22 protein-coding genes are annotated in these 23,158 nt (G+C 68.3%); 9 read left to right on the top strand and 13 right to left on the bottom strand.

The features are described 5' to 3' along the window. Positions 1–68: 68 nt before the first annotated feature. Positions 69–755, top strand: a complete 687-nt coding sequence (locus AB4851_RS28270; RefSeq protein ID WP_414444747.1) for a GntR family transcriptional regulator — start codon at positions 69–71, stop codon at positions 753–755. A gap of 159 nt (positions 756–914) precedes the next feature. On the opposite strand, the gene AB4851_RS28275 is transcribed toward AB4851_RS28270, so the two are convergent. Then, positions 915–1,337, bottom strand: a complete 423-nt coding sequence (locus tag AB4851_RS28275; RefSeq protein WP_414449719.1) for an RrF2 family transcriptional regulator — start codon at positions 1,335–1,337, stop codon at positions 915–917. Positions 1,338–1,439: 102 nt separating this feature from the next. Here AB4851_RS28275 and AB4851_RS28280 point away from each other — a divergent pair, with 102 nt between their 5' ends. Then, complete coding sequence (locus AB4851_RS28280; RefSeq protein ID WP_414449720.1) at positions 1,440–2,426, top strand: alpha/beta fold hydrolase; 987 nt, start codon at positions 1,440–1,442, stop codon at positions 2,424–2,426. Between the two features lie 20 nt (positions 2,427–2,446). Here the strand turns inward: AB4851_RS28280 and AB4851_RS28285 are convergent, their stop codons facing one another. After that, positions 2,447–3,394, bottom strand: a complete 948-nt coding sequence (locus tag AB4851_RS28285; RefSeq protein WP_414451965.1) for a LysR substrate-binding domain-containing protein — start codon at positions 3,392–3,394, stop codon at positions 2,447–2,449. 102 nt (positions 3,395–3,496) lie between these two features. On the opposite strand from AB4851_RS28285, the gene metC reads away from it, so the two are divergent. From metC to AB4851_RS28310, 5 genes are all read left to right on the top strand, one after another. Continuing rightward, positions 3,497–4,669, top strand: coding sequence for a cystathionine beta-lyase (gene metC / locus AB4851_RS28290; protein WP_414449721.1), 1,173 nt, complete (start codon positions 3,497–3,499; stop codon positions 4,667–4,669). Between the two features lie 41 nt (positions 4,670–4,710). Continuing rightward, complete coding sequence (locus AB4851_RS28295; protein WP_414449722.1) at positions 4,711–5,547, top strand: ABC transporter substrate-binding protein; 837 nt, start codon at positions 4,711–4,713, stop codon at positions 5,545–5,547. Between the two features lie 3 nt (positions 5,548–5,550). Beyond that, positions 5,551–6,201: an amino acid ABC transporter permease gene (locus AB4851_RS28300; RefSeq protein WP_414444742.1), complete on the top strand. Its 651-nt coding sequence runs from the start codon at positions 5,551–5,553 to the stop codon at positions 6,199–6,201. Further along, the gene (locus AB4851_RS28305; protein ID WP_414449723.1) at positions 6,198–6,968 is read left to right on the top strand and encodes an amino acid ABC transporter ATP-binding protein; all 771 of its coding nucleotides are present in this window, start codon (positions 6,198–6,200) and stop codon (positions 6,966–6,968) included. Before AB4851_RS28300 ends, AB4851_RS28305 begins: the two co-directional genes overlap by 4 nt. A 167-nt stretch (positions 6,969–7,135) precedes the next feature. Continuing rightward, positions 7,136–8,305 (top strand): porin, encoded by a 1,170-nt coding sequence (locus AB4851_RS28310; protein ID WP_414449724.1) that lies wholly within the window; start codon positions 7,136–7,138, stop codon positions 8,303–8,305. 147 nt (positions 8,306–8,452) lie between these two features. On the opposite strand, the gene AB4851_RS28315 is transcribed toward AB4851_RS28310, so the two are convergent. Further along, the gene (locus tag AB4851_RS28315) at positions 8,453–8,860 is read right to left on the bottom strand and encodes a DoxX family protein (protein ID WP_414449725.1); all 408 of its coding nucleotides are present in this window, start codon (positions 8,858–8,860) and stop codon (positions 8,453–8,455) included. A 105-nt stretch (positions 8,861–8,965) separates the two neighbouring features. Between AB4851_RS28315 and AB4851_RS28320 the strand changes: the two genes are divergently transcribed. Continuing rightward, on the top strand, positions 8,966–9,859 hold the full coding sequence (locus tag AB4851_RS28320) for a LysR family transcriptional regulator (protein WP_414449726.1): 894 nt from the start codon (positions 8,966–8,968) through the stop codon (positions 9,857–9,859). Positions 9,860–9,888: 29 nt separating this feature from the next. On the opposite strand, the gene AB4851_RS28325 is transcribed toward AB4851_RS28320, so the two are convergent. The 8 genes from AB4851_RS28325 to AB4851_RS28360 form a co-directional block, all read right to left on the bottom strand. Then, positions 9,889–10,827 (bottom strand): helix-turn-helix transcriptional regulator, encoded by a 939-nt coding sequence (locus AB4851_RS28325; RefSeq protein WP_414449727.1) that lies wholly within the window; start codon positions 10,825–10,827, stop codon positions 9,889–9,891. A gap of 22 nt (positions 10,828–10,849) precedes the next feature. Then, complete coding sequence (locus AB4851_RS28330) at positions 10,850–11,485, bottom strand: YbhB/YbcL family Raf kinase inhibitor-like protein (RefSeq protein ID WP_414449728.1); 636 nt, start codon at positions 11,483–11,485, stop codon at positions 10,850–10,852. Between the two features lie 171 nt (positions 11,486–11,656). Next, entirely contained in the window at positions 11,657–13,252 is a 1,596-nt protein-coding gene (locus tag AB4851_RS28335; RefSeq protein ID WP_414449729.1) for a gamma-glutamyltransferase family protein, read from the bottom strand. Between the two features lie 51 nt (positions 13,253–13,303). Next, positions 13,304–14,080: an amino acid ABC transporter ATP-binding protein gene (locus AB4851_RS28340; RefSeq protein ID WP_414449730.1), complete on the bottom strand. Its 777-nt coding sequence runs from the start codon at positions 14,078–14,080 to the stop codon at positions 13,304–13,306. Positions 14,081–14,082: 2 nt separating this feature from the next. Beyond that, positions 14,083–14,730 carry an amino acid ABC transporter permease gene (locus AB4851_RS28345; protein ID WP_414449731.1) on the bottom strand — a complete coding sequence of 216 codons (648 nt, stop codon included), beginning with the start codon at positions 14,728–14,730 and terminating at the stop codon, positions 14,083–14,085. Continuing rightward, entirely contained in the window at positions 14,727–15,380 is a 654-nt protein-coding gene (locus tag AB4851_RS28350; protein ID WP_414449732.1) for an amino acid ABC transporter permease, read from the bottom strand. Before AB4851_RS28350 ends, AB4851_RS28345 begins: the two co-directional genes overlap by 4 nt. 57 nt (positions 15,381–15,437) lie before the next feature. After that, on the bottom strand, positions 15,438–16,268 hold the full coding sequence (locus AB4851_RS28355; protein ID WP_414449733.1) for a transporter substrate-binding domain-containing protein: 831 nt from the start codon (positions 16,266–16,268) through the stop codon (positions 15,438–15,440). A gap of 15 nt (positions 16,269–16,283) precedes the next feature. Beyond that, positions 16,284–16,697 carry a RidA family protein gene (locus tag AB4851_RS28360; RefSeq protein ID WP_414449734.1) on the bottom strand — a complete coding sequence of 138 codons (414 nt, stop codon included), beginning with the start codon at positions 16,695–16,697 and terminating at the stop codon, positions 16,284–16,286. 168 nt (positions 16,698–16,865) lie between these two features. Between AB4851_RS28360 and AB4851_RS28365 the strand changes: the two genes are divergently transcribed. Next, positions 16,866–18,317, top strand: coding sequence for a PLP-dependent aminotransferase family protein (locus tag AB4851_RS28365; protein WP_414449735.1), 1,452 nt, complete (start codon positions 16,866–16,868; stop codon positions 18,315–18,317). Positions 18,318–18,566: 249 nt separating this feature from the next. Here the strand turns inward: AB4851_RS28365 and AB4851_RS28370 are convergent, their stop codons facing one another. Together AB4851_RS28370 and AB4851_RS28375 are read right to left on the bottom strand one after the other, a co-directional pair. Further along, positions 18,567–20,018 (bottom strand): efflux transporter outer membrane subunit, encoded by a 1,452-nt coding sequence (locus AB4851_RS28370; RefSeq protein WP_414449736.1) that lies wholly within the window; start codon positions 20,016–20,018, stop codon positions 18,567–18,569. After that, positions 20,015–23,158 carry an efflux RND transporter permease subunit gene (locus AB4851_RS28375; RefSeq protein WP_414449737.1) on the bottom strand — a complete coding sequence of 1,048 codons (3,144 nt, stop codon included), beginning with the start codon at positions 23,156–23,158 and terminating at the stop codon, positions 20,015–20,017. Before AB4851_RS28375 ends, AB4851_RS28370 begins: the two co-directional genes overlap by 4 nt.

Below are 23,158 nucleotides of genomic sequence, written 5' to 3' on the forward strand. Positions count from 1 at the left end.
AAGATTGTCCGTCAATCTGTCAAATTCGAGGCGTGTGGTAAATTTCGGCTGTCACCTACGAGGAAGCGATGACGACGTCTTTGAAAATCACCCCGGTTTCCGTGCGCAAGCAGGTCGAGGACGGCCTGCGCGCCGCCATTGCGGCCGGCAAGTTCCTGCCGGGCGACCATCTGCCGGACCGGTTGCTGTGCGAAACCTTCGGCACCAGCCGCAGCGTGGTGCGCGAGGCGATCCGGCTGCTGGAGGCGGAGGGGCTGGTGCAGGTTCACCCCAATCGCGGGCCGTTCGTGGCCAGCTTGACGGTGGAGGAAGCCGCCGATATCTACGAGATCCGCGCCGCGCTGGAAGCGGTGGCCGGGGAAGGCTTCGCGATGCGCGCCGGCAGCGAGGACCGTGCCGAATTGAAGGGGATTTTCGAGGAGCTGCGCGCCTCGGACGTCGATCGCCACAAGCTGCTCGAACTGAAGCGGCGGTTCTATGACGTGCTGACGCGCGGCAGCGGCAACCAGCTCATCAAGGGCATGCTCGACCGGCTGCTGACGCGCAACTCTCAGTTGCGCGCCCTGTCGCTATCGAGCGACGGGCGCCTCGCGCAGACGGTCGAGGAGATCGGCCGGGTGATGGAGGCGATCGACCGTCACGACGGCCCGGCTGCGGCCGCCGCGTGCCGCGCGCATATCCGGGCGGCCGCGGAAGTGGCGCTGCGCATTTTGCGCGAGCGGGCGCAGCAAACGGATTCGGTTGCCGCGGGGTGAGTGGGAATCATCGGAGTAGCGAGGCTGCGCCCGTCGAGGCCGGCCCTATCCCGTTGACGTTCCGTGGCGGTCACGCTCTCCGGCCGACCGCCGCCACCGGCCATTCGTCCCGGCCACGCCCGATGGCCGCCGATAGCCGGGAACCTCCGCCTGCAAACCTCACGCTTGCGACTGCATCACCTGCGCGGCCAGCTCCGCCAGCGTGGTGTCGCCCAGTTCATCGATCAGCCGCGCCTGCGCCGAATCGAGCGCCCGCCCCAGCGTCGCATTGACGGCCCGCTCCACCGGGCAATCGGGGTGATCGGCGGAAGGGCCGATGGCAAACACCGAGCCGCTGTCGAGCGCCAGCAGCACATCGCGCGCGGTAATGGCCTGCGCCGCCCGGGCCAGCTTCCAGCCGCCGCCCCGCCCGCCCGTCGACGTCACCAGCCCGCTCTCGCGCAACCGGCCCATCACGCGCCGCACCACCACGGCATTGGTCTGCAGCATCAACGCAATCGTTTCGGAGTTCTCATTGCCGTCGAGCAGATGCATGTGCACCAGCACATGCAACATGCGCGCGAGGCGGGTGTCGTGTCGCAACGGGCGTCTCCCGATCAAATACGGTCAAGGTCATTCGGACGGTTGACGATAGCACAAAGCGAAACTTATGATGTTACGGAATCAACGACCGGAGCGATCGAGATGCTTGAAATGGACGCGCGCAGGATTCGTACCAACGGTATCGACATGCATATCGTGCAGCAAGGCGATGGGCCGATGATCCTGCTGTGTCATGGCTTCCCGGAGACCTCGCATGCGTGGCGCCATCAGTTGGCGCCGCTCGCGCGGGCCGGGTTCCGCGCGGTGGCGCCGGACCTGCGCGGCTACGGGCTGACGGACAGCCCCGATGCGGTCGACGCGTTCGACATCCGGCATCTGGTGGCGGACATGGTCGGCGTGCTCGATGCGCTGGACGTGCCCCAGGCCATCATCGTCGGCAGCGACTGGGGCGCGACGGTGGCCTGGCAAGCCGCGGCGACGCGGCCCGACCGGTTTCGCGGCGTGGTGGCGCTGGGCGTGCCGATGATGGCGCCGCCGCCCGTGCCGCCGACGCAAATCTTTCCGCAAACCGCGGACGCGCTGCTTTACGCGCTGTACTTCCAGCCCGAGGGGCCGGCCGAGGCCGAACTCGAACGCGATCCGCGCCAATCGCTGCTGAAAATCCTGTACTGGGCCTCCGGCGACGCCGGGCCGCGCGACGCCGGCCAGACAACGCCGAACCCGTTCGCGATGGTCTCGCGCACGCAGGGCATGCTCGCCGCGCTGCCGATGCCGTCCGCGCTCCCCGCCTGGCTGGACGAGGCGGATCTCGAGGCCTACGTCCAGGCGTTCGCCCGCAGCGGATGGCGCGGCGGCCTGAACTACTACCGCAACCTCGATGCGAACTGGGCGCTAGAGCGCCAGTACGACGATCCGCAAGTCAAGGTTCCGGCGCTGTTCCTCGCCGGCGAACGCGACCCCGGCCTGAGCATCCCCGGCATGCGCGACATCATCGCGGGCATGCCGTCGCTCGTGCCCCGGCTGCAAGCGAGCCGGATCATTCCCGGGTGCGGGCACTGGGTCTCGCAGGAGCGTCCCGAGGCACTGTCGGCGGCGATCATCGAGTTTGCGCGCGGGCTCGATGCGTGACTGACGAGGCGGCATGCAGGCTACTTGCGCCGCGTGCCGCCGGATGCCTGCGCTGACGACGCCATCGCCGATTCGATCGCCTTCTGGTCGCGGCTCAACTGCACGCGCATGTGGCTCAGAAACTGCCGCGCGTTCTCGGCCAGGGGCGTGCCGGGCCGGAACACGAGAACGCCGGTAAACACCACGTCCGCATCGATCGGCTTGACGACCAGGCCACGCTCGACAAAATCGAGCGCGACGATCGGATGGGCGATCCCCAACCCCACGCCGGCCAGCGCGAGTTCGCAGATCGTGTGCGAATAAGGCGTCTCGACAAGCGGCCTGAGCGTCACGTCGAGCGCCCGCAACTGCGTATCGAGCCTGCGCCGCGTGCTGTCCTCGGGGTTCAGGGCCACGAACCGCGTGGTCGCCAGGTCCTTCACCTTGACCGCCGCGCGCCCCGCAAACGGGTGTTCGCGGTTCATCACGGCCACGCCCGGCATCCGCACGAAAGCCGAATGCTCCAGGCCCGCCATCGACATCTCGTCGGACATCAACCCGAAGTCCACCTCCCCCGCCGACACCTTCTCGTGCACTTCGCGCGAACTCATCACCTGCAGGGAAATCTGCACGTCACGCCCGGCCGCATCGAAGCCCGCAATCACGCGCGGCAGAAACCCCGTGCCGAGCGCCGGCAGCGAAGCGATCGCCAGGCGGCCGAGCCCGTATGAACGCAGGCTGCGGATGCGGTGCTCGATCACCTCGTAGCCAACGAAATAACGATCGACGTCGCGCATCAACGCAATCGCCTCCTGCGTCGGCACGAGCCGGCTGCGCACGCGCTCGAACAGCTTGAAGTCGGCCATCGCCTCGAGCCGCCGAATCGCCTGGCTCACCGCCGGTTGCGAAATCTCCAGCAAACCGGCCGCCTTGCTCGTGCTGCCGGCATTCATCACGGCCCGGAACACTTCGATGTCACGCACACCCATATAACCACCGCTTATAGACCTAATTATTTCCGATGCTGACCGAAACCGGGGCGTAAGTAAACTTCGTTCATCGCATTCGCAGCCCAACGTAACCCGAACCTCATGACGAAAAACACCCAAGCTACCCGCCGCTCCGAGCCGTTCCGCAGCCTGTCGCCCGCGGTCATGCGCGCCTCCACGGTCGTGTTCGACTCGCTCGCCGATTTCGCGCGCCGCAAGGAGCGCCAGCCCGACGGCTTCAGTTACGGCATCACCGGCACCCCTACCGCCCGCGAACTCGAGCACCGGATCGCCGCCCTCGAAGGCGGCCGGCACTGCGTGGTCACCCCGTCCGGACAATCCGCGCTGATGACGACCGTGATGGGGTTCGTGCGCGGCGGCGATCATCTTCTCGTGTCCGCCGCATGTTACGGAGCCCTGAAGACCTTCGCGCAGAAATGGCTGGCCCACTTCAACGTGGACGTCGAGCTGTATCCGCCCGCGATCGGCGCCGACATCGAGCGATACCTGAAGCCGAACACGAAGATGATCTGCATGGAATCGCCCGGCACGGTCACGATGGAAATGCCCGATATCCCCGCCATCGTCGCGGTAGCGAAGCGCCACGGCGTGATGACGATGATGGACAACACCTGGGCCAGCCCGCTGGCATTCCGCCCGCTCGAACACGGCGTGGATTTCAGCATCGAGGCCGCCACCAAGCTGTTCGGCGGGCACTCCGACCTGCTGGCCGGCTCGATCAGCATGAACGATGCCGGCCACTACGCGACGCTGCGCGAAACGCAGAGCATCCTCGGGCAGCAAACCAGCCCGGACGACTGCTTCCTGGTGCTGCGCGGCATGGAAACGCTGCAGATTCGCTTCGCGGCGCAAAGCGCGGCCGCCCTGCAGGTGGCGAGCGCGCTCGATGCGCATCCGCTGGTGCGTTCCGTGCTTTTCCCCGCGCTGGAATCCGATCCGGGACACGCGATCTGGAAGCGCGACTTCTCGGGCAACGGCTGCCTGTTCTCGCTGATTCTCGAGCCGGCGCCCGAAGCCGCGTTCACCGCGTTCTTCGATGCGCTCCGGCACTTCGCGATCGGTGCGAGCTGGGGCGGCGTGCACAGCCTGGCGGCGTACTACCCGGCACCGTTGCAGGCCGACCGCCCGTTCCCGCTGACCGACCAGCCGATCATTCGTCTGTCGATCGGCCTCGAACCCGTCGACACCTTGATCAACGACCTGCGCGCCGGCCTCGATGCGTTCGCCGGCGCGAAAAACGCCACGGCGGCGTGATGTGCACGGCCCATCCGACCACCGATAACAGGGGTGCCCCGATGAAAACAGCCATTCGGTTCCGTGCGGCGCGGCTCGCCGTGTGCGTCATGTTCGGCGCGGCGTCGATTGCCGCGATGCCCGCACAGGCGGCCGATCGGTTGGCGGCGGCCCGAGCCGCCGGCACGCTGCGCGTCGCCAACACGCAAAGCAGCCCGCCGTGGAGCCTGCTCGACGATCGCAATCAGGCCGCCGGCTACGACGTGGAAGTCGCCAGGGAAGTCGCTCGCCGGATCGGCGTGCCGAAGGTGACGTTCGTCGCCGATTCGTTCAAGAACTTCGTCGAGGGATTGAAATCCGGCAAGTACGACCTCGTGATGAACGACCTGACGCCCACGCCGGAACGCGGCAAGCAGGTGGATTTCGGCGCGCCCTACGGCGTCGAGGATTTCCGGATCTTCGTGCGCGCCGACAACGCCACGATCAAGGGGCGCGCCGACCTGAAAGGCAAGCGCGTCGGCGTCACGACCGGCTCGACCAACGAATCGTGGTCGCGCTCGCACCTCGCGGATTCCGACATCCGCACCTACGACAACGGCGGCCTGGTGTTCAACGACCTCGGCAGCGGGCGCATCGACGCGGTGATCATCTCGCACTTCGGCGGCCTCAAGTATGCGAACGTCAACCACCTTCCGGTCAAGGAAGTCGGCGAACCGCTGATCTACCAGTTGTCCGCGCCGGCGCTGCAGAAGGACCAGCCCGCGCTGCGCGACGCGGTCGACAAGGCCATCGCCGAGATGCTGGCCGACGGCACGATCGAACGGCTCGCGAAGAAATGGGTCGGCGCCGATTACGACATGGTCGGCACGATCGCCAAGGCCAAAGCCCAGAAGGAGTAAGCGATGCTGGAGTTGTTCATGCGGTCGCTGCCGCTGCTCAAGAGCGCGGTCCTGATGACGATCTTCCTCGGGCTGTCGTCGTTCGTGCTGGGCTCCACGCTGGGCCTGCTGGTGGCGCTGGCGCGGCTGTCGCGCTACCGGGCGTTGCGCGCCGTGGCGTTCGCCTATGTCTCGATCTTTCGCGGCACGCCGCTGCTCGTGCAGATCCTGCTGCTCTACTTCGGGCTGCCGCGCTACGGCATCGTGCTCGACCCGGTGCCGGCCGCCCTGCTCGCGCTGACGCTGTTTTCCGCCGCCTACCTCAGCGAGAACTTCCGCTCCGGCATCAACGCGGTGGACCGGGGCCAGTGGGAAGCGGCGATGTCGCTCGGCATGGGCTACTGGAAGGCGATGACGCGGGTGATCCTCCCGCAAGGGCTGCGCATCGCGATCCCGCCGGTCGGCAGCCGGATGATCGCGCTGATCAAGGACACCTCGCTGGCCTCGACCATCACGGTCGTCGAACTGACGCGCGTGGCCGATCAGGTCGGCGCCTCGACGTTCCGCTACATGGAGATGTTCCTGATGGTCGGCCTCATTTATTGGCTTATCAACCAGATCCTGACGATCGTGCAGACGATCCTCGAGAATCGTTTGTCGAGGCGCTTCCAGTGAACCGAGATATCCAGACCGTCGCCGTGCGCGGCCTCGTCAAATCGTTCGGCAACAACGCGGTGCTGCGCGGCGTCGATTTCAGCGTCGCGCGCGGCGAGGTGGTCGTGATCATGGGGCCGTCCGGCTCCGGCAAGACCACGCTGCTGCGTTCGTTGAATTTTCTCGAAGTGCCGGATGCCGGCTCGGTGTCGGTGTGCGGCATCGACGTGGCGTGTTCGGGCGAGGCCGGGCTGACGCGCGACGACCAGAAACGGATCAGGTCGATCCGCCAGCGCAGCGCGATGGTGTTTCAATCGTTCAACCTGTTCCCGCACCGGAGCGCGCTCGACAACGTGATCGAAGGCCTCGTCAGCGTCAAGAAGATGAAGAAGCCCGAGGCGGTGGAGCGCGGCATGCGGCTGCTCGAACGGGTCGGCCTCTCCGCCAAGGCCGACGCCTATCCGGGCCGTCTGTCGGGCGGCCAGAAACAGCGCGTCGCGATCGCGCGCGGGCTGGCGATGGAACCCGAGGTCATCCTGTTCGACGAACCGACCTCGGCGCTGGACCCGGCCCTGCGCGAAGACGTGCTCGCCGTGATGCGCGAGCTGGCCAACGACGGCATGACGATGCTGGTCGTGACGCACGAAGTGCGCTTCGCCCGGGACGTGGCCGACCGCGTCGTGTTCATGGACGGCGGCGTGGTGGTCGAGGACACCGATCCCGCCGCGTTTTTCGACGGCGCGGGCAACCCGCGCGTGCGCCAGTTCCTGCATCTCATCGAAACCTGATCGACACCACGCGACAGGCCGCCCTCCCTCGGGACGACGGCCGCCGCCTGTTCCGAACCCCTGAAAACTCACGCGCCCGTTCGCGGGGATCGTCACGTCCGGCGCCCGCGCCGCACGGATCGATCCGCCTGCTTGCCCACACACCACACGACCCAGGAGCCACCACCATGAAACGCACCGTCACCTCGCTGGCCGCGCTCGGCCTGATGTCCGCCGGCACCGCCGCCCACGCCCAGAGCACGGTCACGCTGTACGGCATCGTCGACGCCGGCATCGCCTACGTTCACAACAGCGCCGGCACGGGCGGCATCAACCAGAGTTCGCTCGTGCGCTTTTCGAGCGGCACCATGTCGGGCAGCCGCTGGGGCCTGCGCGGCTCGGAAGCGCTCGGCAACGGTTTGCAGGCCATCTTCCAGCTCGAGAACGGCTTCAATGCCGGCACCGGCACGTTGAACCAGGGCGGCCGCGAATTCGGGCGCAAGGCGATCGTCGGCCTGAGCAGCCCGAACTGGGGGACCTTGACGCTCGGCCGCCAGTACGACCCGGTGGTCGACCTGGTGCAGCCGCTGACCGGCGATGCGTATTTCAGCGGCACGTTCGCCACCCCGGGCGACATCGACAACTACGACAACAGCAGCCGCATCAACAACTCGGTCAAGTATGCGAGCCCCGATCTGCACGGCTTCAACATCGAGGCGATGTACGCGTTCGGCGGCACGGCCGGCAGCGTGTCGGACGGGCAGACCTACAGCGTGGGGGCGAGCTACGCGAGCGGGCCGTTCGCGCTGGCAGCCGGCTATTTCTACGCAAACGGCGGGCGCACGGCCACCAACGGCGTGCGCGCCTGGAGCGGCTCGGCCGACACGCTGTTCAACACCGTCATCAATACGGGTTACGCCTCGGCCAAATCGATGCAGATCGCACGGGCCGGCGCGCGCTACAAGCTCGGCGCGCTGACGCTCGGCGTGTCGTACAGCAACATCCGGTACGGCCGCGACACCCTCTCCACGTTCGGCAAGGACGAAACCTTCAACTCGGGCGCGCTGCTGGCCGCCTATACGTTCACGCCCACCTCCCGCGCGGGCTTCGGCTACAACTACACGAAATCGAGCGGGGCCGCCTCGGCGCACTATCACCAGGTCAACCTCGGCTACGACTACGCGCTGTCGAAGCAGACCGACCTCTACGCGCTCGCGGCCTATCAAAAGGCCGGCGGCAGCACGTTGAACGCCGCCGGCAGAACGATCGCGGCCGATGCATCGATCGGTTCGTACGGGATCAGTTCGGGTGCCGACTCGCAGGCACTGGCGGCGATCGGCATTCGTCATAAATTCTGACGCGTGCGGATGGCGCGGCGCGCGCGACATGCCGCCGATGCGCGGCGCGAACGGGTCGCGGCCGGTTTCACGCCGCGCTCAAGCCGATCGCCCGGCCGACGCGCGACGCGTCGCAAGCGCAGGTGTCGGCCGCCGCCTCGCATCGCCTCATCGAATCGGACGCGACGGCCGCAGCGCATGCGCCCCGTCGCCCAGCAACATCAGCACGAGCAGCGCCGTGGCCCAGAACGCCGGATACTCCCAGCCGCCGCCCTTGTCGTTGAATTCCCAACCCACCTTGCTGTGCACCATCGCAATCGTGCCCAGCAACTCGAAAAAGAGCGGCACGGCCACCCAGCGCGCATACACGCCGAAGATCAGCGCCAGCCCGCCGAACAATTCCAGCGCGATCGTCAGATAGGCCAGCACGGGCGGCAAGCCCAGCGAGCCGAAATAGCCGACGAACCCCGGCACCGTGAACACGAACAGCTTCACGCCGACATGCGCGAGAAACGGCACACCGAGCAGCACGCGCAGCAACAATGCTCCATACGGAGCCGTTCTGGTTTCCAACATGATGGGCATCGCCTCGAGAAGAAAGAGGCCTCAGTGTGAAACGCACCACCCTGTTCGAAAATAGCTATATTTGGACATTGCATCGCCAAAAATGAACAGGCCCCCATGAACGACCTCGACTGGAACGATTTGCGCTATCTGCTGGCGATGGCGCGCGGCGGCTCGGCGGCGGGCGCGGCGCGCACGCTGGGGGTGTCGCACGCCACCGTGCTGCGGCGCTTGCAGGTGCTCGAACAGGAGGTGGGCACGGCGCTGTTCGACCGGCTGCAGACCGGCTACGTGGCGACCGAGGCGGGCCTGCGCTTCATCGATATCGGCGAGGCGTTCGAACGCGCGCTGACCGGCACCCGGCGCGAAGTGGAAGGGCAAGTCACGGGCCTGGCCGGCCCGATCCGCTTCACCACCACCGATTCGCTGGCCGACGGCCTGCTGCCCGGCATCCTGCAGGCGTTCCACGAACGCTATCCGGCCATCACGGTGGAAATGCGCATCACCAACGCGCGGCTCGATCTCGACCGGCGCGAGGCCGACGTGGCCTTGCGCCCGACGCGCGAGCCGCCGCCCGCCTGGGTCGGCAGGGCCGTCGCGCGCATGGATTGGGGCTTGTATGCCGCGCGGCCGCGTCACCGGATCAAGGCCAGCCGGCGCGACACCGCCGCGCCGGCGTGGCTGCTGCCCGACGGCCATCTCGCGCAGGCGCCGCTCGACGCGTGGATGCGCGAGCGGATCGGCGGCGAGCGCATCGTCGCCACGGCCGATTCGTTCGTGGCCTTGCGCCGGCTCGCCGAGAGCGGCGCCGGCGTGGCCGCGCTGCCCTGCTTCATGGCGCACGGCACGAATCTGACGTTGCTCGAACAGCCGCCGCTGGCGCTGTCCTCGGAGCTGTGGCTGCTGACGCATCCGCATCTGCGCGGCGCCGGCCGGATCCGGGCGTTCATGGATCACGTCGCGCAGCAGATCGGCGCCTTGCACGCGCGGCTGGCGCCCCCTCGGGCGTAAGCGGCCCCCCGTACGTAAGCGGCCCGGCCCTATCGAACGACCGACGGCAGGCAGCCGAAGCGCGCGTGGAACCGCTGCGAAAACCGCGCGCGGGATTGATAGCCGCAGGCTTCCGCGATGCGCGCGACGCCCCAGGTGGTGGTCTGCACCAGCAGCATCGCGTGGTGCATGCGCACCTCGATCAGCAGATCCTCGAAGCGCGCGTTCTCGGCGGCAAGACGCCGCCGCAGCGTGGCGGGGCTCATGGCCAGCGCCTTGCCGGCCTCGTGCGCCGTCCAGTGCCGTGCCGGCGCGTCGCCGATCAGCGTGCGCACCTGGGCGGCCGTGCTGTGCCGGTCGATCCGGCGAAAACGGAAGCCGCGTTCGTCCAGCGCGGCAAGCAGATCCAGCAGACGGTAGCGCAGGCGCTCGTCGCTGAGGGCGGCGTTCGTCATGCTGCCGGCGACCTGACGCAGCGACGCCGCCAGATCGTCGTCCAGCGGAATCGATCGAAAGGCGGCGTCGTGAGCGGTGTCCGCGGCTGCGGCCGGGCGGCCGCGCTCGAACGCGTCGAGCAGCGCGGCGGAAAACGTCAGGAATACCGAACGAAAGCAGCGCGCCGCGCCGCCGGGCGTCTTCTCCAGGTCCGCGCCGATGCCCGCCTCGACCAGCAACAGCGAGGCCGGCACGTCGATCGTCATCCGCGTGAGGCCGTCGTCGAGATCGAGCCGGCCCGACACGATCAACACCGCCGTGGCCTCCTGAAACACGAAGCGCGGCGTGTGCTGCGCCGTGGTCAGGCAGGGCTGCGCAAGCGCGCCCAAGCCACGCCGGGAGACCGGCGCGCCCGACGGTGCGGGCCAGTCGGCGAGCGCGTCGCGGGCGGCGTTGGCGGCGTTGGCGACGTTGGCGGCGTTGGCGGCGTTGGCGTCGTTGGCGTCGTTGGCGTCGTTGTCGACGCTGCCGTCATCGAGCGATATGCAAGCCATGGCGCGATGCGTTCCGATGCCGTTACCGCGCGGGCACGGCCGGATTCAGGCTGTAGAGGCCCGTGATCCGTGCGCTGCCGAGCACCGGCGCCCGGTCGAGCGCCGCACGCACGTTCGCGCCGGTGAGCGCGCCGTCGATCTCCAGTGCCGGCACGCCGAGCGCATACACCGTGAAGATGTAGTGGTGAACGATCGTGTCGTTCCACGGCGGGCACGGGCCGTCGTAGCCGTAGTAGTCGCCGCTCATCTGTGCGTCGCCGGCAAACCAGCCCGTGTAATCGTTGATGCCGTGCCGCAAGCCGGCCGGGCTCGTCGGCCCCGGCTTGCCGCGCGGCGTCACGCCGTCCGACTGCGAACCCGCCGCGATCTCCGTGGTGCCGGCCGGAATGTCGAGCAGCAGCCAGTGGAAGAAATCGACGCGCGGCAGCGAAGCCGGCACGGTGCGGCCCGCCTGGTTGACGTCGTCGCCCCGGCTCGGCACGTCGGGATCGTGGCAGACCACCACGAACGACTGCGTGCCGGCCGGCGCATCGCGCCAGGCGAGATGCGGGTTGCGATTCGCCGACAGCGCGACGTGGGATGCGGCATCGGGAACGGCGAACGCGAATTCGCCCGGAATGGCCTGGCCGTCCTGAAAACTCTGGCTGATCAATTGCATATGAAATTCGTCCCATGCGGGGTGGGTGGAAGAGAGGTATGGCGTGTGCCGGCACGCCGCCATTATAGAAACGGCCGCCCGCCCCGATGAGCGCACATCGAATCAAAAATCACGCCGATCCGATCAATTTGATTGGCTGAAGCATGCCAGCCGCACACCACGGATCACCGCTCACCGCCCCGCGCTGCTGCGCGGATCGTGCCCGCCCGTGCACGCGCCCGAGGCGTCGCGCAGGATCGCGCCGGCATGCCCCATCGTCTCGTCGTAGTCCTGCAGCAGTTCGACGGGGTGGCCGTACGCCCTGAGCGCCTCGACGGTCGCGGCCGGAAAGCGCGCCTCCAGCTTCAGCGAATCGCTCGATTCGCCCCAGGTGCGCCCGAGCAGCCAGCGCGGCGCATCGAGCGCGTCGAGCGGCGACAGCCCCAACTGCGCGACACGCGAAAAGATCGCGCTCTGGGTTTGCGGCTGCCCGTCGCCGCCCATCGTGCCGTACACCAGGGTTCGGCCGTCGTCGAAGCGCGCCAGCGCCGGATTCAGCGTATGGAACGGCAGCCGGCCCGGCATCAGCGGGTTGCGCGAGGCCGGATCGAGCGAAAAGCTGCAACCCCGGTTCTGCCACAGCACGCCCGAGCCGGGCAGCACCACACCACTGCCGAACTCGTGATAGATGCTCTGGATGAAGCTGACGGCCACGCCATCGCGATCGATCGCGCCGAGCCAGACGGTATCCGCCGGCCCCATGCCCTGCCCCCACGGCGCGGCCTGCCCGGGCCGCACGCGCGCCGCGAGCCGGTCGAGATGCGCGGGATCGAGCAGCGCTTGCGGATCGACCGTCATGAAGCGCGGGTCGGTCACGTGCGCATCGCGAATCGCGAACGCGAGCTTGGTGGCTTCCACGCAGGCATGCACATACTCGGGGCCGAGCGGGTCCATGCCGGCATGCAGCAACCGGTCGAGCAGGCCGACGATCAGCAGCGACACCACGCCCTGCGTCGGCGGCGGCAGGTTGTACACGGTGCCCGCGCTGTGCGCGAGCGCCAGCGGCCGCACCATGCGCGCGGTGTGGCGCGTCAGATCGTCGAGCGTCACCGGCGCGCCGGCCGCCTGCAGGTCCGCGGCGAGGCTGCGCGCAAGATCGCCGCGATAGAAATCGTCGAAGCCGGCGCTCGCGAGTTGGGTCAGCGTGTCGGCCAGCCGAGGCTGGCGGAACCGGGCGCCCGCGCCCAGCTCCGTCGGCAGGAACGTCGCCGCGAAGCCCGGTACGTCGCGCAGCTCGGCCTGTTTGCGTTCGGTGCAGCGCACCTGCGATTCGCTGGCCGCGAAGCCGTCGGCGGCATGGCCGATCGCCTCGCCGAGCAGGCGCCGCAGCGGCAGCCGGCCGCCGAGGTGCTGCATCGACCACGCATGCGCCGCCTGCCAGCCCGACACCGTGCCCGCGACGGTGATCGCCGCCAGCGGGCCGCGATGGGGAATGCTCGACAGCCCCGCCTCGGCATACACCTGCGGCGCGACCGCCTGCGCGGCGGCCCCGCACGCATCGATCGCGACGGGCGCTTCGCCGGGGCGCGCGATCAGCCAGAAGCCGTCGCCGCCGATGCCGTTCATGTGCGGATACACCACGGCGATGGTCGATGCGGCCGCAATCATCGCCTCGACGGCGTTGCCGCCCTCGCGCAGCACCGAGCGCGCGCTCTCGGCCGCGAGCGGATGCGGCGCGACGGCCATGCCGTGCGTCATGGGAAAGGAATCGGGGCGGTCGAAGGTCATGGTCGGGAACGAAGGATCGGAACAAGAAAAACCACAGCATGCACCAGCGATTCAGGCCGTGTAGCGCGCGAGGAATTTCTTCGCGCGCTCGGTTTTAGGTTGGCTGAAGAACGCGTCGGGCGCGGCGGTCTCGACCAGCTTGCCGCCATCGAGAAACACCACCTGATCGGACACGTCGCGCGCAAAGCCCATCTCGTGCGTGACGATCAGCATGGTCATGCCCTGCCCGGCCAGCGCCCGCATCACGCCGAGCACCTCGCCCACCATCTCGGGGTCGAGCGCGCTGGTCGGCTCGTCGAACAGCAGCACGTCGGGGCGGATCGCCAGCGCGCGCGTGATCGCCACGCGCTGCTTCTGGCCGCCGGACAGCCGATGCGGATAGACGTCGGCCTTGTCGGCCAGCCCGACCTGCGCCAGCAGCGCCAGCGCCTCGCCGCGCGCCTCGTCGGCCGCGCGCCCGTGCACGTGGAGCGGCGCGGCCATCACGTTCTGCAACACCGTCATGTGCGGCCACAGCGCGAAGTTCTGGAACACCGTGCCGATCCGGCCGCGCGCGGCGGCCAGTTGCCCGCGCGACATCGGGCGCGCGGCGGCGCCCTCGCCGGTGCGGCCCATCGGCTGGCCGCCGACCTCGACGGTGCCCCGGCCCGGCACTTCCAGCCAGTTGATACAGCGCAGCAGCGTGGATTTGCCCGAGCCGCTCGGGCCGAGCAGGCAGGTGGTGGTGCCCTGCGGCACGTCGAAGCTGATGTCGCGCAGGATCTCGACGCCGTCGTAGTCCTTGCACAGCCCGCGCACGCGGATCGCCGCGGAAGCCGTTGCTTTCATGGTCACCTCGAAGGAGAGCGGCCGAGCCGGCCGACCGTCCAATCGGTCAGCAGCGACATCAGCCAGTACACCAGCATCGCCAGCAGAAACGGGGCGAATGGCGAGAAATAATTGCTGCTGACGAAGTTCGCCGCGAACGTCAGTTCCTCGACGGTGATGATCATCAGCAGCGCGCTGTCCTTGATCACCATCACCGCCTGGTTGACGAGCACGGGCGCGGCCGCCGCCAGCAATTGCGGAAACACGATGCGCCGGTACAGCGCGCGGCGCGTGAAGCCGAACGCGTCGGCCGCCGTCAGCGTGTCCTGCGGCAGCGCGAGCCCCGCCGCGCGCAGGATCTCGACGAAATAGGCGCCGTGGTAGATCACCAGCGACGCCAGCCCGGCGCCGAGCGCGTCGAAGCGCAGCCCGATGGCCGGCAGGCCGTAATACACCACGTAGGCGAACAGCAGGAACGGCACGCAGCGCATCAGGTCGGCCAGCAGCCGCACCAGGCGCGCGACGGGCTGCGGCCCCTCGCGCAGCAGCACGTAGCCGAGCAGCGCGAGCGGCAGGCTGATGGCCAGGCACAAGGCCACCAGCGCCAGCGAAGTGGCCGCGCCCGACGCCAGGATGGCGCGCGAGGCCCACAGCGAAGTCAGGCTGTTCATGACGCGCGATATCCGTAACGTTGGGCCGCGCGCCGTTCCAGCATGCGCTGGCCCTGCACCACCAGCGCGATGATCAGCGTGTAGAGCACGGTGGCGGCCAGAAACGGCGGCAGCGGGTCGTAGGTATCGGCGCCGATGCGGCCCGCCGCGCGCGTGATGTCGACGATGCCGATCACCGAGGCGGCCGGCGTGATCTTCAGCAGCAGCGTGATCTCGCTGACGAGCGGCCCGAGGCTCGCGCGCCAGAGTTGCGGCAGCACGATGCGCATCAGGGTCTGCCACCCCGAGAAGCCGAACGCAGCGCCGGCTTCGAGCTGGTCGGCCGGCAACGCGATCAGCGCCGCGCGCCAGATCTCGCAATTGAATGCCGTGGTGTTCAGGCTCAACGCCAGCGCGGCGGCCGCCATCGGCGGCAGGTCGAGGCCGGCCGCCGGCATCACGAAGAACACCAGCAGGCACAGCGTGACGACCGGCGTGGGTCGCATCACGCTGACATAGGCGGCGATCGCGCGGCCGAGCACCGGCACGCGCCGCCAGCGGGCCAGCGCCAGCAGCAGGCCGAGCGGGATGCCCACCGCCACGGCGCACAGCGCCAGCAGCAGCGAAACGCCCGCGCCCTGCAGCAAGGCCAGATAGGAGCTTGTCGTCATGGTGAAGTCGGCCGCGCAGCCGGTAACGGCCGCACGGCGTGTCCGGTGAGGGTCGCGTCAGTTGCCGCCGGTTGCCGACAGCGGCATCGATTCGAAGGTGGTGCCCAGCCACTTGCGCTGCAGCGCGTACAGCGAGCCGTCCGCGCGCGTCTTGGCGAGGAAGCCGTTCAGGTAGCGCAGCAGCGTGGTGTTGCCCTTGGCCACGGCCCAGGCCGCGTAGGTCGGCGCGCCGACGGCGGTGCCCATGCGGAACCGGTCCGGGTGCTCGTGGATCAGGCTGGTCAGGTTGACCACGCCGTTGATCACGTAGTCGAGACGGCCGTTCGACAGATCCTGGTACGCCTCCGGAAACGACGCGTACTGCACCACCTTGCCCAGTTGCCCGCCGTGCGCGGCCAGCGTCTTGCTCAGGTCCGCAAGCGCCGCGTACGAGCCGCCGCCGGCCTGCACCCCGACCACCTTGCCGGCCAGATCGGCCACCGACTTGATGCGCGTTTCACCGTTGCGCACCACGTAGTACTGCGTCGCATCGGCCACCGGCATCGTGAAATCGAGCGTCTTGGCCCGCTCCGGCGTGACCACCACCGAGGTCAGCGCCACGTCGTACTTGCCGGTCGTCACGCCCGGCAGCAACCCCGACCACGGAATGATGTTCTGCTCGATCTTGAAGCCCGCCGTCTTGCGCAACTGGTCGAGCAGCGCGTTGTCGAGGCCGACGGGCTTGCCGTCCTGGATGAATTCGAACGGACGGAAATCGTCCTCGGTCGCGACCGTCATCACGCCCTTGGCCTGGATCTGTTCCAGCGTCAGTGCGGCGGCCGCATGCGTGCCGGCGGCGAACACCGCGCAGGCGGCAACGGCAATGGCAAACCAGTTCTTCAGCAACATGGGAATCTCCTTGAATCAGCGGGTGGCGCCAGCGCGGCGGCGGGCGATGAAGTCGATTTCGACGAGTGCGTCGTAGGCCAGGCCGGTCACGCCGACGCAGGTGCGCGCGGGCAGGCGGCCGGGCTCGAAATAGCTCTGGTAGGTGGTGTTGAACGCGGCGTAGTCCTCGCTGAAACGCGTCAGGAAGGCGCGTGCGACCACCACGTCCGTGAAGTCGAGGCCAAGCCCGGCGAGCACGGTGCGCAGGTTCGCCATGACGTTGGCCGTCTGGGCTTCGATGCCCTCGGGCAGCACGCCGGGCGCGCCGGGGCTGTCGGGCATCTGCCCCGTCACGAACACGAAGCCGTCGGCTTCCGTGGCGTGGCTGAACGGGGCCACCGGCGTGGGGCCGCCGGCGATCATGTGAAAGGCGATGGGGGACTGCGACATGGACAGGCTCCAGGGTGGTGATGCGCTTCCTTTTGCAAGCCCTGTGCCAGTTTGATTAACAGAACAAATTGTCCTGTTTTTCTCCGCTATACTCGCGCAAATTGTCCCAATCACAACCTTGGTGCCGCCACAAACTGGTGCAATTCACGCATCGAATCGGGGATTTCCATGAGCAACCATGACAATGATCCATACAATCCGAATCGCCCTGCCGGTGGCGTCAAGCCGCCCTGGCTGGTGGCGATCGACATCGCGCGCGGCCCGCGCTATCTGGCGATCGCGAACGGCGTGAAGGCGGCGCTGATCAACGGCACGCTGAAGGCCGGCGACCGCCTGCCGCCGCAGCGCGAGCTGGCGCAACTGCTGCAACTGAACCTCGGCACGGTCACGCGCGCGTTCGACGAATTGCGCAGCATGGGCCTGATCAAGGGCACGGTCGGGCGCGGCACCTTTCTCACGCTGCCGGCCTCGATGGACAGCCCCGCCTCGCTGTGGGATCACTCGCAGCCGCAAGGCTTCATCGATCTCTCGCACAACTTTCCCGAGCACGCACCGGGCATGGCCGGCGCGCATCCGCTGCTGCGCGCGCAACTGCGCGTGGACGACGCCGCGCGCCTGCTGGCCACCCAGGTGGATGCGGGCCACCTCACGCACCGCACCGCCGCGGCCCGCTGGCTCGACAGCCGCGGCGTGCCGGCCACGGCGGAGCAGCTGGTCGTGACCTGCGGCGCGCAGCATGGCCTGCTGCTCGCGCTCGGCGCGCTGACGCGGCCCGGCGACATCGTGCTGACCGAGGAGCTGACCTACTACGGCCTGAAATCGGCCGCCGCGCTGACGGGGCGCTCGCTGGTGGGCGTGCGCATGGATGCCGAGGGCCTGCTGCCGGACGCGCTCGATACCGCCTGCCAGCGCTCGGGCGCGAAGGTGCTGTTCTGCTGCCCCACCCTGCACAACCCCACCACCGCCACCATGAGCGCCGCGCGCCGGCGCGAGATCGTCGAGGTGTGCCGGCGTCGCGACCTGCTGATCGTCGAGGACGACGTGTACGGCTGGATGCCCGACGAGGCCCTGCCCTCGCTGGCGCTGCTCGCGCCGGAGCGCACCCTCTACGTGACGGGGCTGTCGAAGCTGATCGGGCCGGGCTTGCGGATCGGCTTCGTGGCCGCGCCGCCGCCCTATGTGCATGCACTCGGCGTGGCCTTGCGCGCGACCACCTTGATGGCCTCGCCGCTGAATGCGGCGATGGCTCGCGACGTGCTGGAATCGGGCGAGATGGCGCAGATCGTCGAGACGATCCGCGAGGAAACGCGCGCGCGGCAGGCGCTGGTCGCGGCGGCGCTGCCGGCGGCGGCGATCGTGACGCGCCCCGGCGCGTTCTATTTCGGACTGCGTACCGGCAGCCATCGCACCGGGCAGGATTTCGCCCGCGCCGCCGAGGCGGCCGGGATCGGCGTGACGCCCTACGATCTGTTCGAAGCCACGCCGCTCACGGGCAGCACGCTGGTGCGCGTGTGCCACAACGCGGCCCCCGATCGCGACAGCCTGCGCCGGGCGCTGGCCGGGCTGGTGCAATTGCTCGGGCAGCCGGCTGCCGCGATGGGGTTTCGGCGCGGGGCGTGAGACGGATGAAGCGAGCCGGAACGTGCCGGCCCGACGTGCTCGGCCAAATTGCTCGGACAGCCGGCCGTCGCAATGGGGTTTCGGCGCGGGGCGTGAGACGGGTGAAGCGAGCCGGAACATGCCGGCCCGACGTGCTCGGCCAAATTGCTCGGGCAGCCGGTAGCCGCGATGCCGTTCCGGCGCGGGGCGTGAGGGGGATCGAGCTAGCCCGAACACGCCGGCCCGACGTGCTCGGCCAAGCGGAAGCGATCACCCGCCGCTGGCGACCACCTCCGACGTAGCCCAGCCCCCGCCCAACGCCCGATACACGCCCACCGCGGCGCGCGCGACGCCCGCCCGGCTTTCGTCCAGTTGATCCTGCGCGTCGAGCAATTGCCGATCCGCATCCAGCACATCGGTCAGCGTGATCGCCCCCGCCCGATACGCCTGCCGCGCGAGATCGCGCGCCTCGATCAGCGAGCGCACCTCGGTGCGCAATTCGATCAGGCGCGCATGGTTCTGCGTCAGGCCGGACAAGGCGTTCTCCACGTCCTCGGCGGCATGCAGCACCGCCTTTCGATAGACCGCGAGCGCTTCGGCATTCGCCCCGCGCGCCTCGGCCACTTCCGCATCGACCTTCCCGAAATCGAACAGCCGCCAGCGCAATGCCCCGCCGCCCAGCGCCTGAAACGCCGACGCACCGAACAGATGGCCCGTACTCGTGCTGTCGAACCCCAAGGCGCCCGACAGCGAGAGCTTCGGGTAGTACTCGCCGATGGCCGCGCCGATCTGTTCGTTGGTCGCGGCGAGCCGCCGCTCCGCCGCGATGATGTCCGGACGACGGCGCAACATGTCGACCGGCTGCGGGTTGGCGGGAATCGGCGGGATGTCCGGGATCTCGCCCGGCACGGCAAGCGCCTGGGCCTGAGTGCCCGGCTGCGAACCCGTCAACACGTCGAGTCGATTCAGTTGCTGCTCCAGGCCTTGACGCAAGACGGGCACGCTCGCGCGAGCCTGCCCGAGCAAGGCTTCGGTCTGCGCGATCTCCCGTTGCGTGGCGGCGCCCGCCGCCAATCGATGCCTGACGAGTTCGAGCAACTGTTCGTCCGCCACGATCTGCGCCTGCGCGACGGCCACGCGCGCCTGATAGCCGCGTATCTGCAAGTACGCATCGGCCGTGTCCGCCACCACCATCACGCGGATGCCGGCCCGATCGGCCTCGGCCGCCTGCGCTGCGTCGCGCGCGGCGGCAGCGCCCCGCCGCAGGCCGCCGAACAGATCGATCTCCCAGCTTGCCGACGGCCCGATCGCATCCTCGTGCCCATCGCGTGTAAAGCCGGGCACGGTGGACGCGACCGCCCCGAACGGGCTGCGCAGGCTCTGATGTTCGTAGTGGCTTGACCCATCGAGATCGATGCTCGGCAGCAGCGCCGCACCGGCGCCCGATGCCGCGGCCCGCGCCTGACGCACGCGCGCGAGCACCGCCGCGAGGTCGAGGTTCTGTTCGAGCGCACGCGCCTCCAGCGCCGTCAGCACCGGATCGTCGAAACCGGCCCACCAGCGATCCATCGACGGCTCGGCTTGCCCCGCTTTTTGCGGCACACCCGCCACGGCGTTATGAAACGGCTGCAGGTCCGTTTTCGGCGGCGTGTAGTCCGGCCCCACCGCGCAACCGCTCACGCTCAATGCGAGCGCCGCGACCCATCCTCGGTTTCGGCTCATGCGTTGCTCCTCCCGCCCAGTTTGCGTATCGCGGCATAGAACGCCGGGGTGAAGACCAGCCCGAAGGCGGTCACCCCCAGCATGCCGAACAACACCGCCGTGCCCAGCGACTGACGCATTTCGGCGCCGGCCCCCGTGGCCACCGCCAGCGGCGCGACCCCGAGAATGAACGCGAACGAGGTCATCAGGATCGGCCGCAGGCGGGTGCGCGCCGCCTGCGTCGCTGCTTCCTCGGCGGTGTCGCCGTCGTGGTCCTGCCGCTGCCGGGCGAATTCGACGATCAGGATGGCGTTCTTCGCGGCCAGGCCGACCAGCACCACGAAACCGATCTGCGCCAGGATGTCGATCGGCAAGCCCCTGAAACGCAGCCCCGTGGCGGAGGCCAGCAGGCACATCGGAACGATCAGCACCACGGATAACGGCGTCTTCCAGCTTTCGTACTGCGCGGCGAGCACCAGGAACACGAAGATCGCGGCGGCGGCGAATATCGCGAGGGTCGGCACGCCCGGTTTCCGTTGCTGATAGGCCAGGTCGGTCCATTCGAATTCGATGCCGGGCGGCAATACCCGGGCGGCAAGCTCGGACATCCGCTCGATGGCATCGCCGGACGACACGCCGGGCGCCGCGGCACCCTGCACCTCGGCCGCCGGATAGAGGTTGTAGCGCGGCACGCGATACGGCGCGGTCATCGCCCTGAAGGTGGCCACCGAGCCGATCGGCACCATGTCTCCGCTGGCATTGCGCGCCTTCAGGCGCGCGATCTCCTCGCTGTTCTCGCGGAACGCTTCATCGCCCTGGGCATAGACCTGGAAGGTCCGGCCCAGGTAGTTGAAATCGTTCACGTATTGAGAGCCCAGATAAAGCTGCAAGGTGGAGAACACGTCGGTGGTGGTCAGGCCGACCTTCTCCGCCTTCACGCGATCGATATCGGTGAAGATCGACGGCGCGCGCGTGTTGTAGAGCGTGAACACGCCGCGAAACGCCGGGTCGTGGTTGGCCGTCGCCACGAGCCTGTTCGCGGCCTGCGACAGCGCTTCGGCGCCGAGGTTGGCGTGGTCCTCCAGCATCAGCTTGAAACCGCCGGCGCTGCCCAGGCCCTGGATCGGCGGCGGCGAGATCACCAGGATGCGGGCGTCCTTGATGACGGCCAGGCGCTGCTTGACGATCCCCAGCATCTTCTCCGCGTTGACGCCGCGAATCTCGTGGCCGCCCATCGACGGCAGCACGATGAAGATGGTGCCGGCGCTCGGCGACACCGTCGAGGTGGTCGCGTCGTACCCGGCCATCGGTGAGGTGTGCTCGATGCCCGGCGTGCTCATGATGATGTCGGTGGCCTGGCGCACCACGGCATCGGTGCGGTCGAGGCTGGAGCCGGGCGGCAGGCTCAGAATCGCGATCAGGTAACCCTGGTCCTGCTCGGGAATGAAGCCGGTGCTCATCAGCGAGAACTGCACGCCCGTCAGCGAAATCAGGCCGAGGTACGCCACCGCGACAATCGCCGTGGCCCGCACCAGGCGGCCGGTGATCCTGCCGTAGTGATGGGACAGCCAATCGAACGCTGCATTGAAGCGCCCGAACCCCGCCTGAACCATTTTCGCCACGCCGCGCGGCGCGACGTGGCGCCCGCCCTCGGGATGCGCCTTCAGCAAGGCGGCGCACAACGCCGGGCTCAATGTGAGCGAGACGAAGCAGGAGATCACCGTCGAGGCCGAGATGGTGATCGCGAACTGCTTGAAGAACAGCCCCGGGATGCCCGAGATGAACGCCGACGGCACGAACACGGCGCACAGCGTCAGCGCGATCGCCACCAGCGCCCCCGACACCTCGTCCATGGTCCGGTGCGCCGCGTCTCGCGGCGACATGCCGAGCGCGATGTTGCGCTCGACGTTCTCGACCACCACGATCGCATCGTCCACCACGATCCCCACCGCCAGCACCAGCCCGAACAGCGACAGGTTGTTGATGGTCGTGCCGAACGCGGCAAGAATCGTGAACGCGCCCACCAGCGACACGGGAATCGCCACCACCGGGATCAGGGTCGCCCGCCAGCTTTGCAGGAACACGTAGACCACCCCCACCACCAGCAAAATCGCGATGCCGATGGTCAGGATGACTTCGTGAATCGACTGGCTGACGAAGGTGGTCGGGTCGTAGAAGATCTTGTAGGCGAGCCCGGAAGGAAAGCGCTTCGAGAGTTGCTTCATCTTGTCGATGATCGCGTGCTCCACCGTCACCACGTTCGAGCCCGGCACCGCGAACGCGAACAGCGGCGCCGACGGGCTGCGGTCGGCATAGGCGGTCGACAGGTAATCCACCGCGCCGAGTTCGACCCGCCCGATATCGCGCACGCGCGTCACCCGGCCCTGCGCGTCCGTCTTCAAGATCACGTTGGCGAACTGCTCCGGCGTGACGAGCCGGCCCAGCGCTTCCACGTTGATCTGATACGCGGCTCGCGACGCCACCGGCGGTTCGTTCAAGACCCCTGCCGAAACCTGGGCGTTCTGCGCCCGCAACGCGGCGAGGATCTCGTTCGCGCTCAGGTTGCTGGCTGCGGCCTTGTCCGGGTCGATCCAGATTCGCATCGCGTACTGCCGATCGCCGCGCGAGAGCAGGTCCGACACGCCGGGAAGACGCGCGATCTCGTCCTTGACGTTCAGGATCATGTAGTTCGAGATGTATTGCGTATCGCGCGAGCCATCCGGCGAATAGGGATGGATGCCGAGCAGGAACGCCGGGATGGTCTTCTTGACCTGCACGCCCTGGCGCTGCACCTCGTCGGGCAGGCGCGACAAGGTATCCTCCACGCGATTTTGCGTGAGCATCAGCGCGGCGTTCATTTCCGTGCCCACCTTGAAGGTCACGGTGATCGTCAGCGCGCCGTTGCCGGTGGACTGGCTGCTGATGTACTCCATGTTCTCGACGCCGTTGATCGATTGCTCGAGCGGCGTCGCGACGGTTCGGGCAATCGTTTCGGCGGAGGCCCCCGGGTAGGTGGTGGTGACCTGCACGGTCGGCGGCACGATATCCGGGTACTGGGCCACCGGCAGGAAGGCCATCGTCGCCAGCCCGAACACCGTGATGAAGACGTTGATCACGGCCGCGAAACGCGGCCGGTCGATGAAGAAGTGTGCGAGTTTCAT

Source organism: Burkholderia sp. 22PA0099, assembly GCF_047497165.1.
In the GTDB taxonomy this organism is placed as follows: Bacteria; Pseudomonadota; Gammaproteobacteria; order Burkholderiales; family Burkholderiaceae; genus Burkholderia.

Bases quoted from the DNA above. Each gene is read 5' to 3' on its own strand.
- metC (WP_414449721.1), top strand. From the start codon at position 3,497: ATGACGAAAAACACCCAAGCTACCCGCCGCTCCGAGCCGTTCCGCAGC.
- AB4851_RS28355 (WP_414449733.1), bottom strand. From the start codon at position 16,268: ATGTTGCTGAAGAACTGGTTTGCCATTGCCGTTGCCGCCTGCGCGGTG.
- AB4851_RS28370 (WP_414449736.1), bottom strand. From the start codon at position 20,018: ATGAGCCGAAACCGAGGATGGGTCGCGGCGCTCGCATTGAGCGTGAGC.
- AB4851_RS28320 (WP_414449726.1), top strand. From the start codon at position 8,966: ATGAACGACCTCGACTGGAACGATTTGCGCTATCTGCTGGCGATGGCG.
- AB4851_RS28360 (WP_414449734.1), bottom strand. From the start codon at position 16,697: ATGTCGCAGTCCCCCATCGCCTTTCACATGATCGCCGGCGGCCCCACG.
- AB4851_RS28345 (WP_414449731.1), bottom strand. From the start codon at position 14,730: ATGAACAGCCTGACTTCGCTGTGGGCCTCGCGCGCCATCCTGGCGTCG.
- AB4851_RS28325 (WP_414449727.1), bottom strand. From the start codon at position 10,827: ATGGCTTGCATATCGCTCGATGACGGCAGCGTCGACAACGACGCCAAC.
- AB4851_RS28340 (WP_414449730.1), bottom strand. From the start codon at position 14,080: ATGAAAGCAACGGCTTCCGCGGCGATCCGCGTGCGCGGGCTGTGCAAG.
- AB4851_RS28285 (WP_414451965.1), bottom strand. From the start codon at position 3,394: ATGGGTGTGCGTGACATCGAAGTGTTCCGGGCCGTGATGAATGCCGGC.
- AB4851_RS28270 (WP_414444747.1), top strand. From the start codon at position 69: ATGACGACGTCTTTGAAAATCACCCCGGTTTCCGTGCGCAAGCAGGTC.
- AB4851_RS28375 (WP_414449737.1), bottom strand. From the start codon at position 23,158: ATGAAACTCGCACACTTCTTCATCGACCGGCCGCGTTTCGCGGCCGTG.
- AB4851_RS28295 (WP_414449722.1), top strand. From the start codon at position 4,711: ATGAAAACAGCCATTCGGTTCCGTGCGGCGCGGCTCGCCGTGTGCGTC.
- AB4851_RS28365 (WP_414449735.1), top strand. From the start codon at position 16,866: ATGAGCAACCATGACAATGATCCATACAATCCGAATCGCCCTGCCGGT.
- AB4851_RS28350 (WP_414449732.1), bottom strand. From the start codon at position 15,380: ATGACGACAAGCTCCTATCTGGCCTTGCTGCAGGGCGCGGGCGTTTCG.
- AB4851_RS28330 (WP_414449728.1), bottom strand. From the start codon at position 11,485: ATGCAATTGATCAGCCAGAGTTTTCAGGACGGCCAGGCCATTCCGGGC.
- AB4851_RS28310 (WP_414449724.1), top strand. From the start codon at position 7,136: ATGAAACGCACCGTCACCTCGCTGGCCGCGCTCGGCCTGATGTCCGCC.
- AB4851_RS28335 (WP_414449729.1), bottom strand. From the start codon at position 13,252: ATGACCTTCGACCGCCCCGATTCCTTTCCCATGACGCACGGCATGGCC.
- AB4851_RS28300 (WP_414444742.1), top strand. From the start codon at position 5,551: ATGCTGGAGTTGTTCATGCGGTCGCTGCCGCTGCTCAAGAGCGCGGTC.
- AB4851_RS28315 (WP_414449725.1), bottom strand. From the start codon at position 8,860: ATGTTGGAAACCAGAACGGCTCCGTATGGAGCATTGTTGCTGCGCGTG.
- AB4851_RS28280 (WP_414449720.1), top strand. From the start codon at position 1,440: ATGCTTGAAATGGACGCGCGCAGGATTCGTACCAACGGTATCGACATG.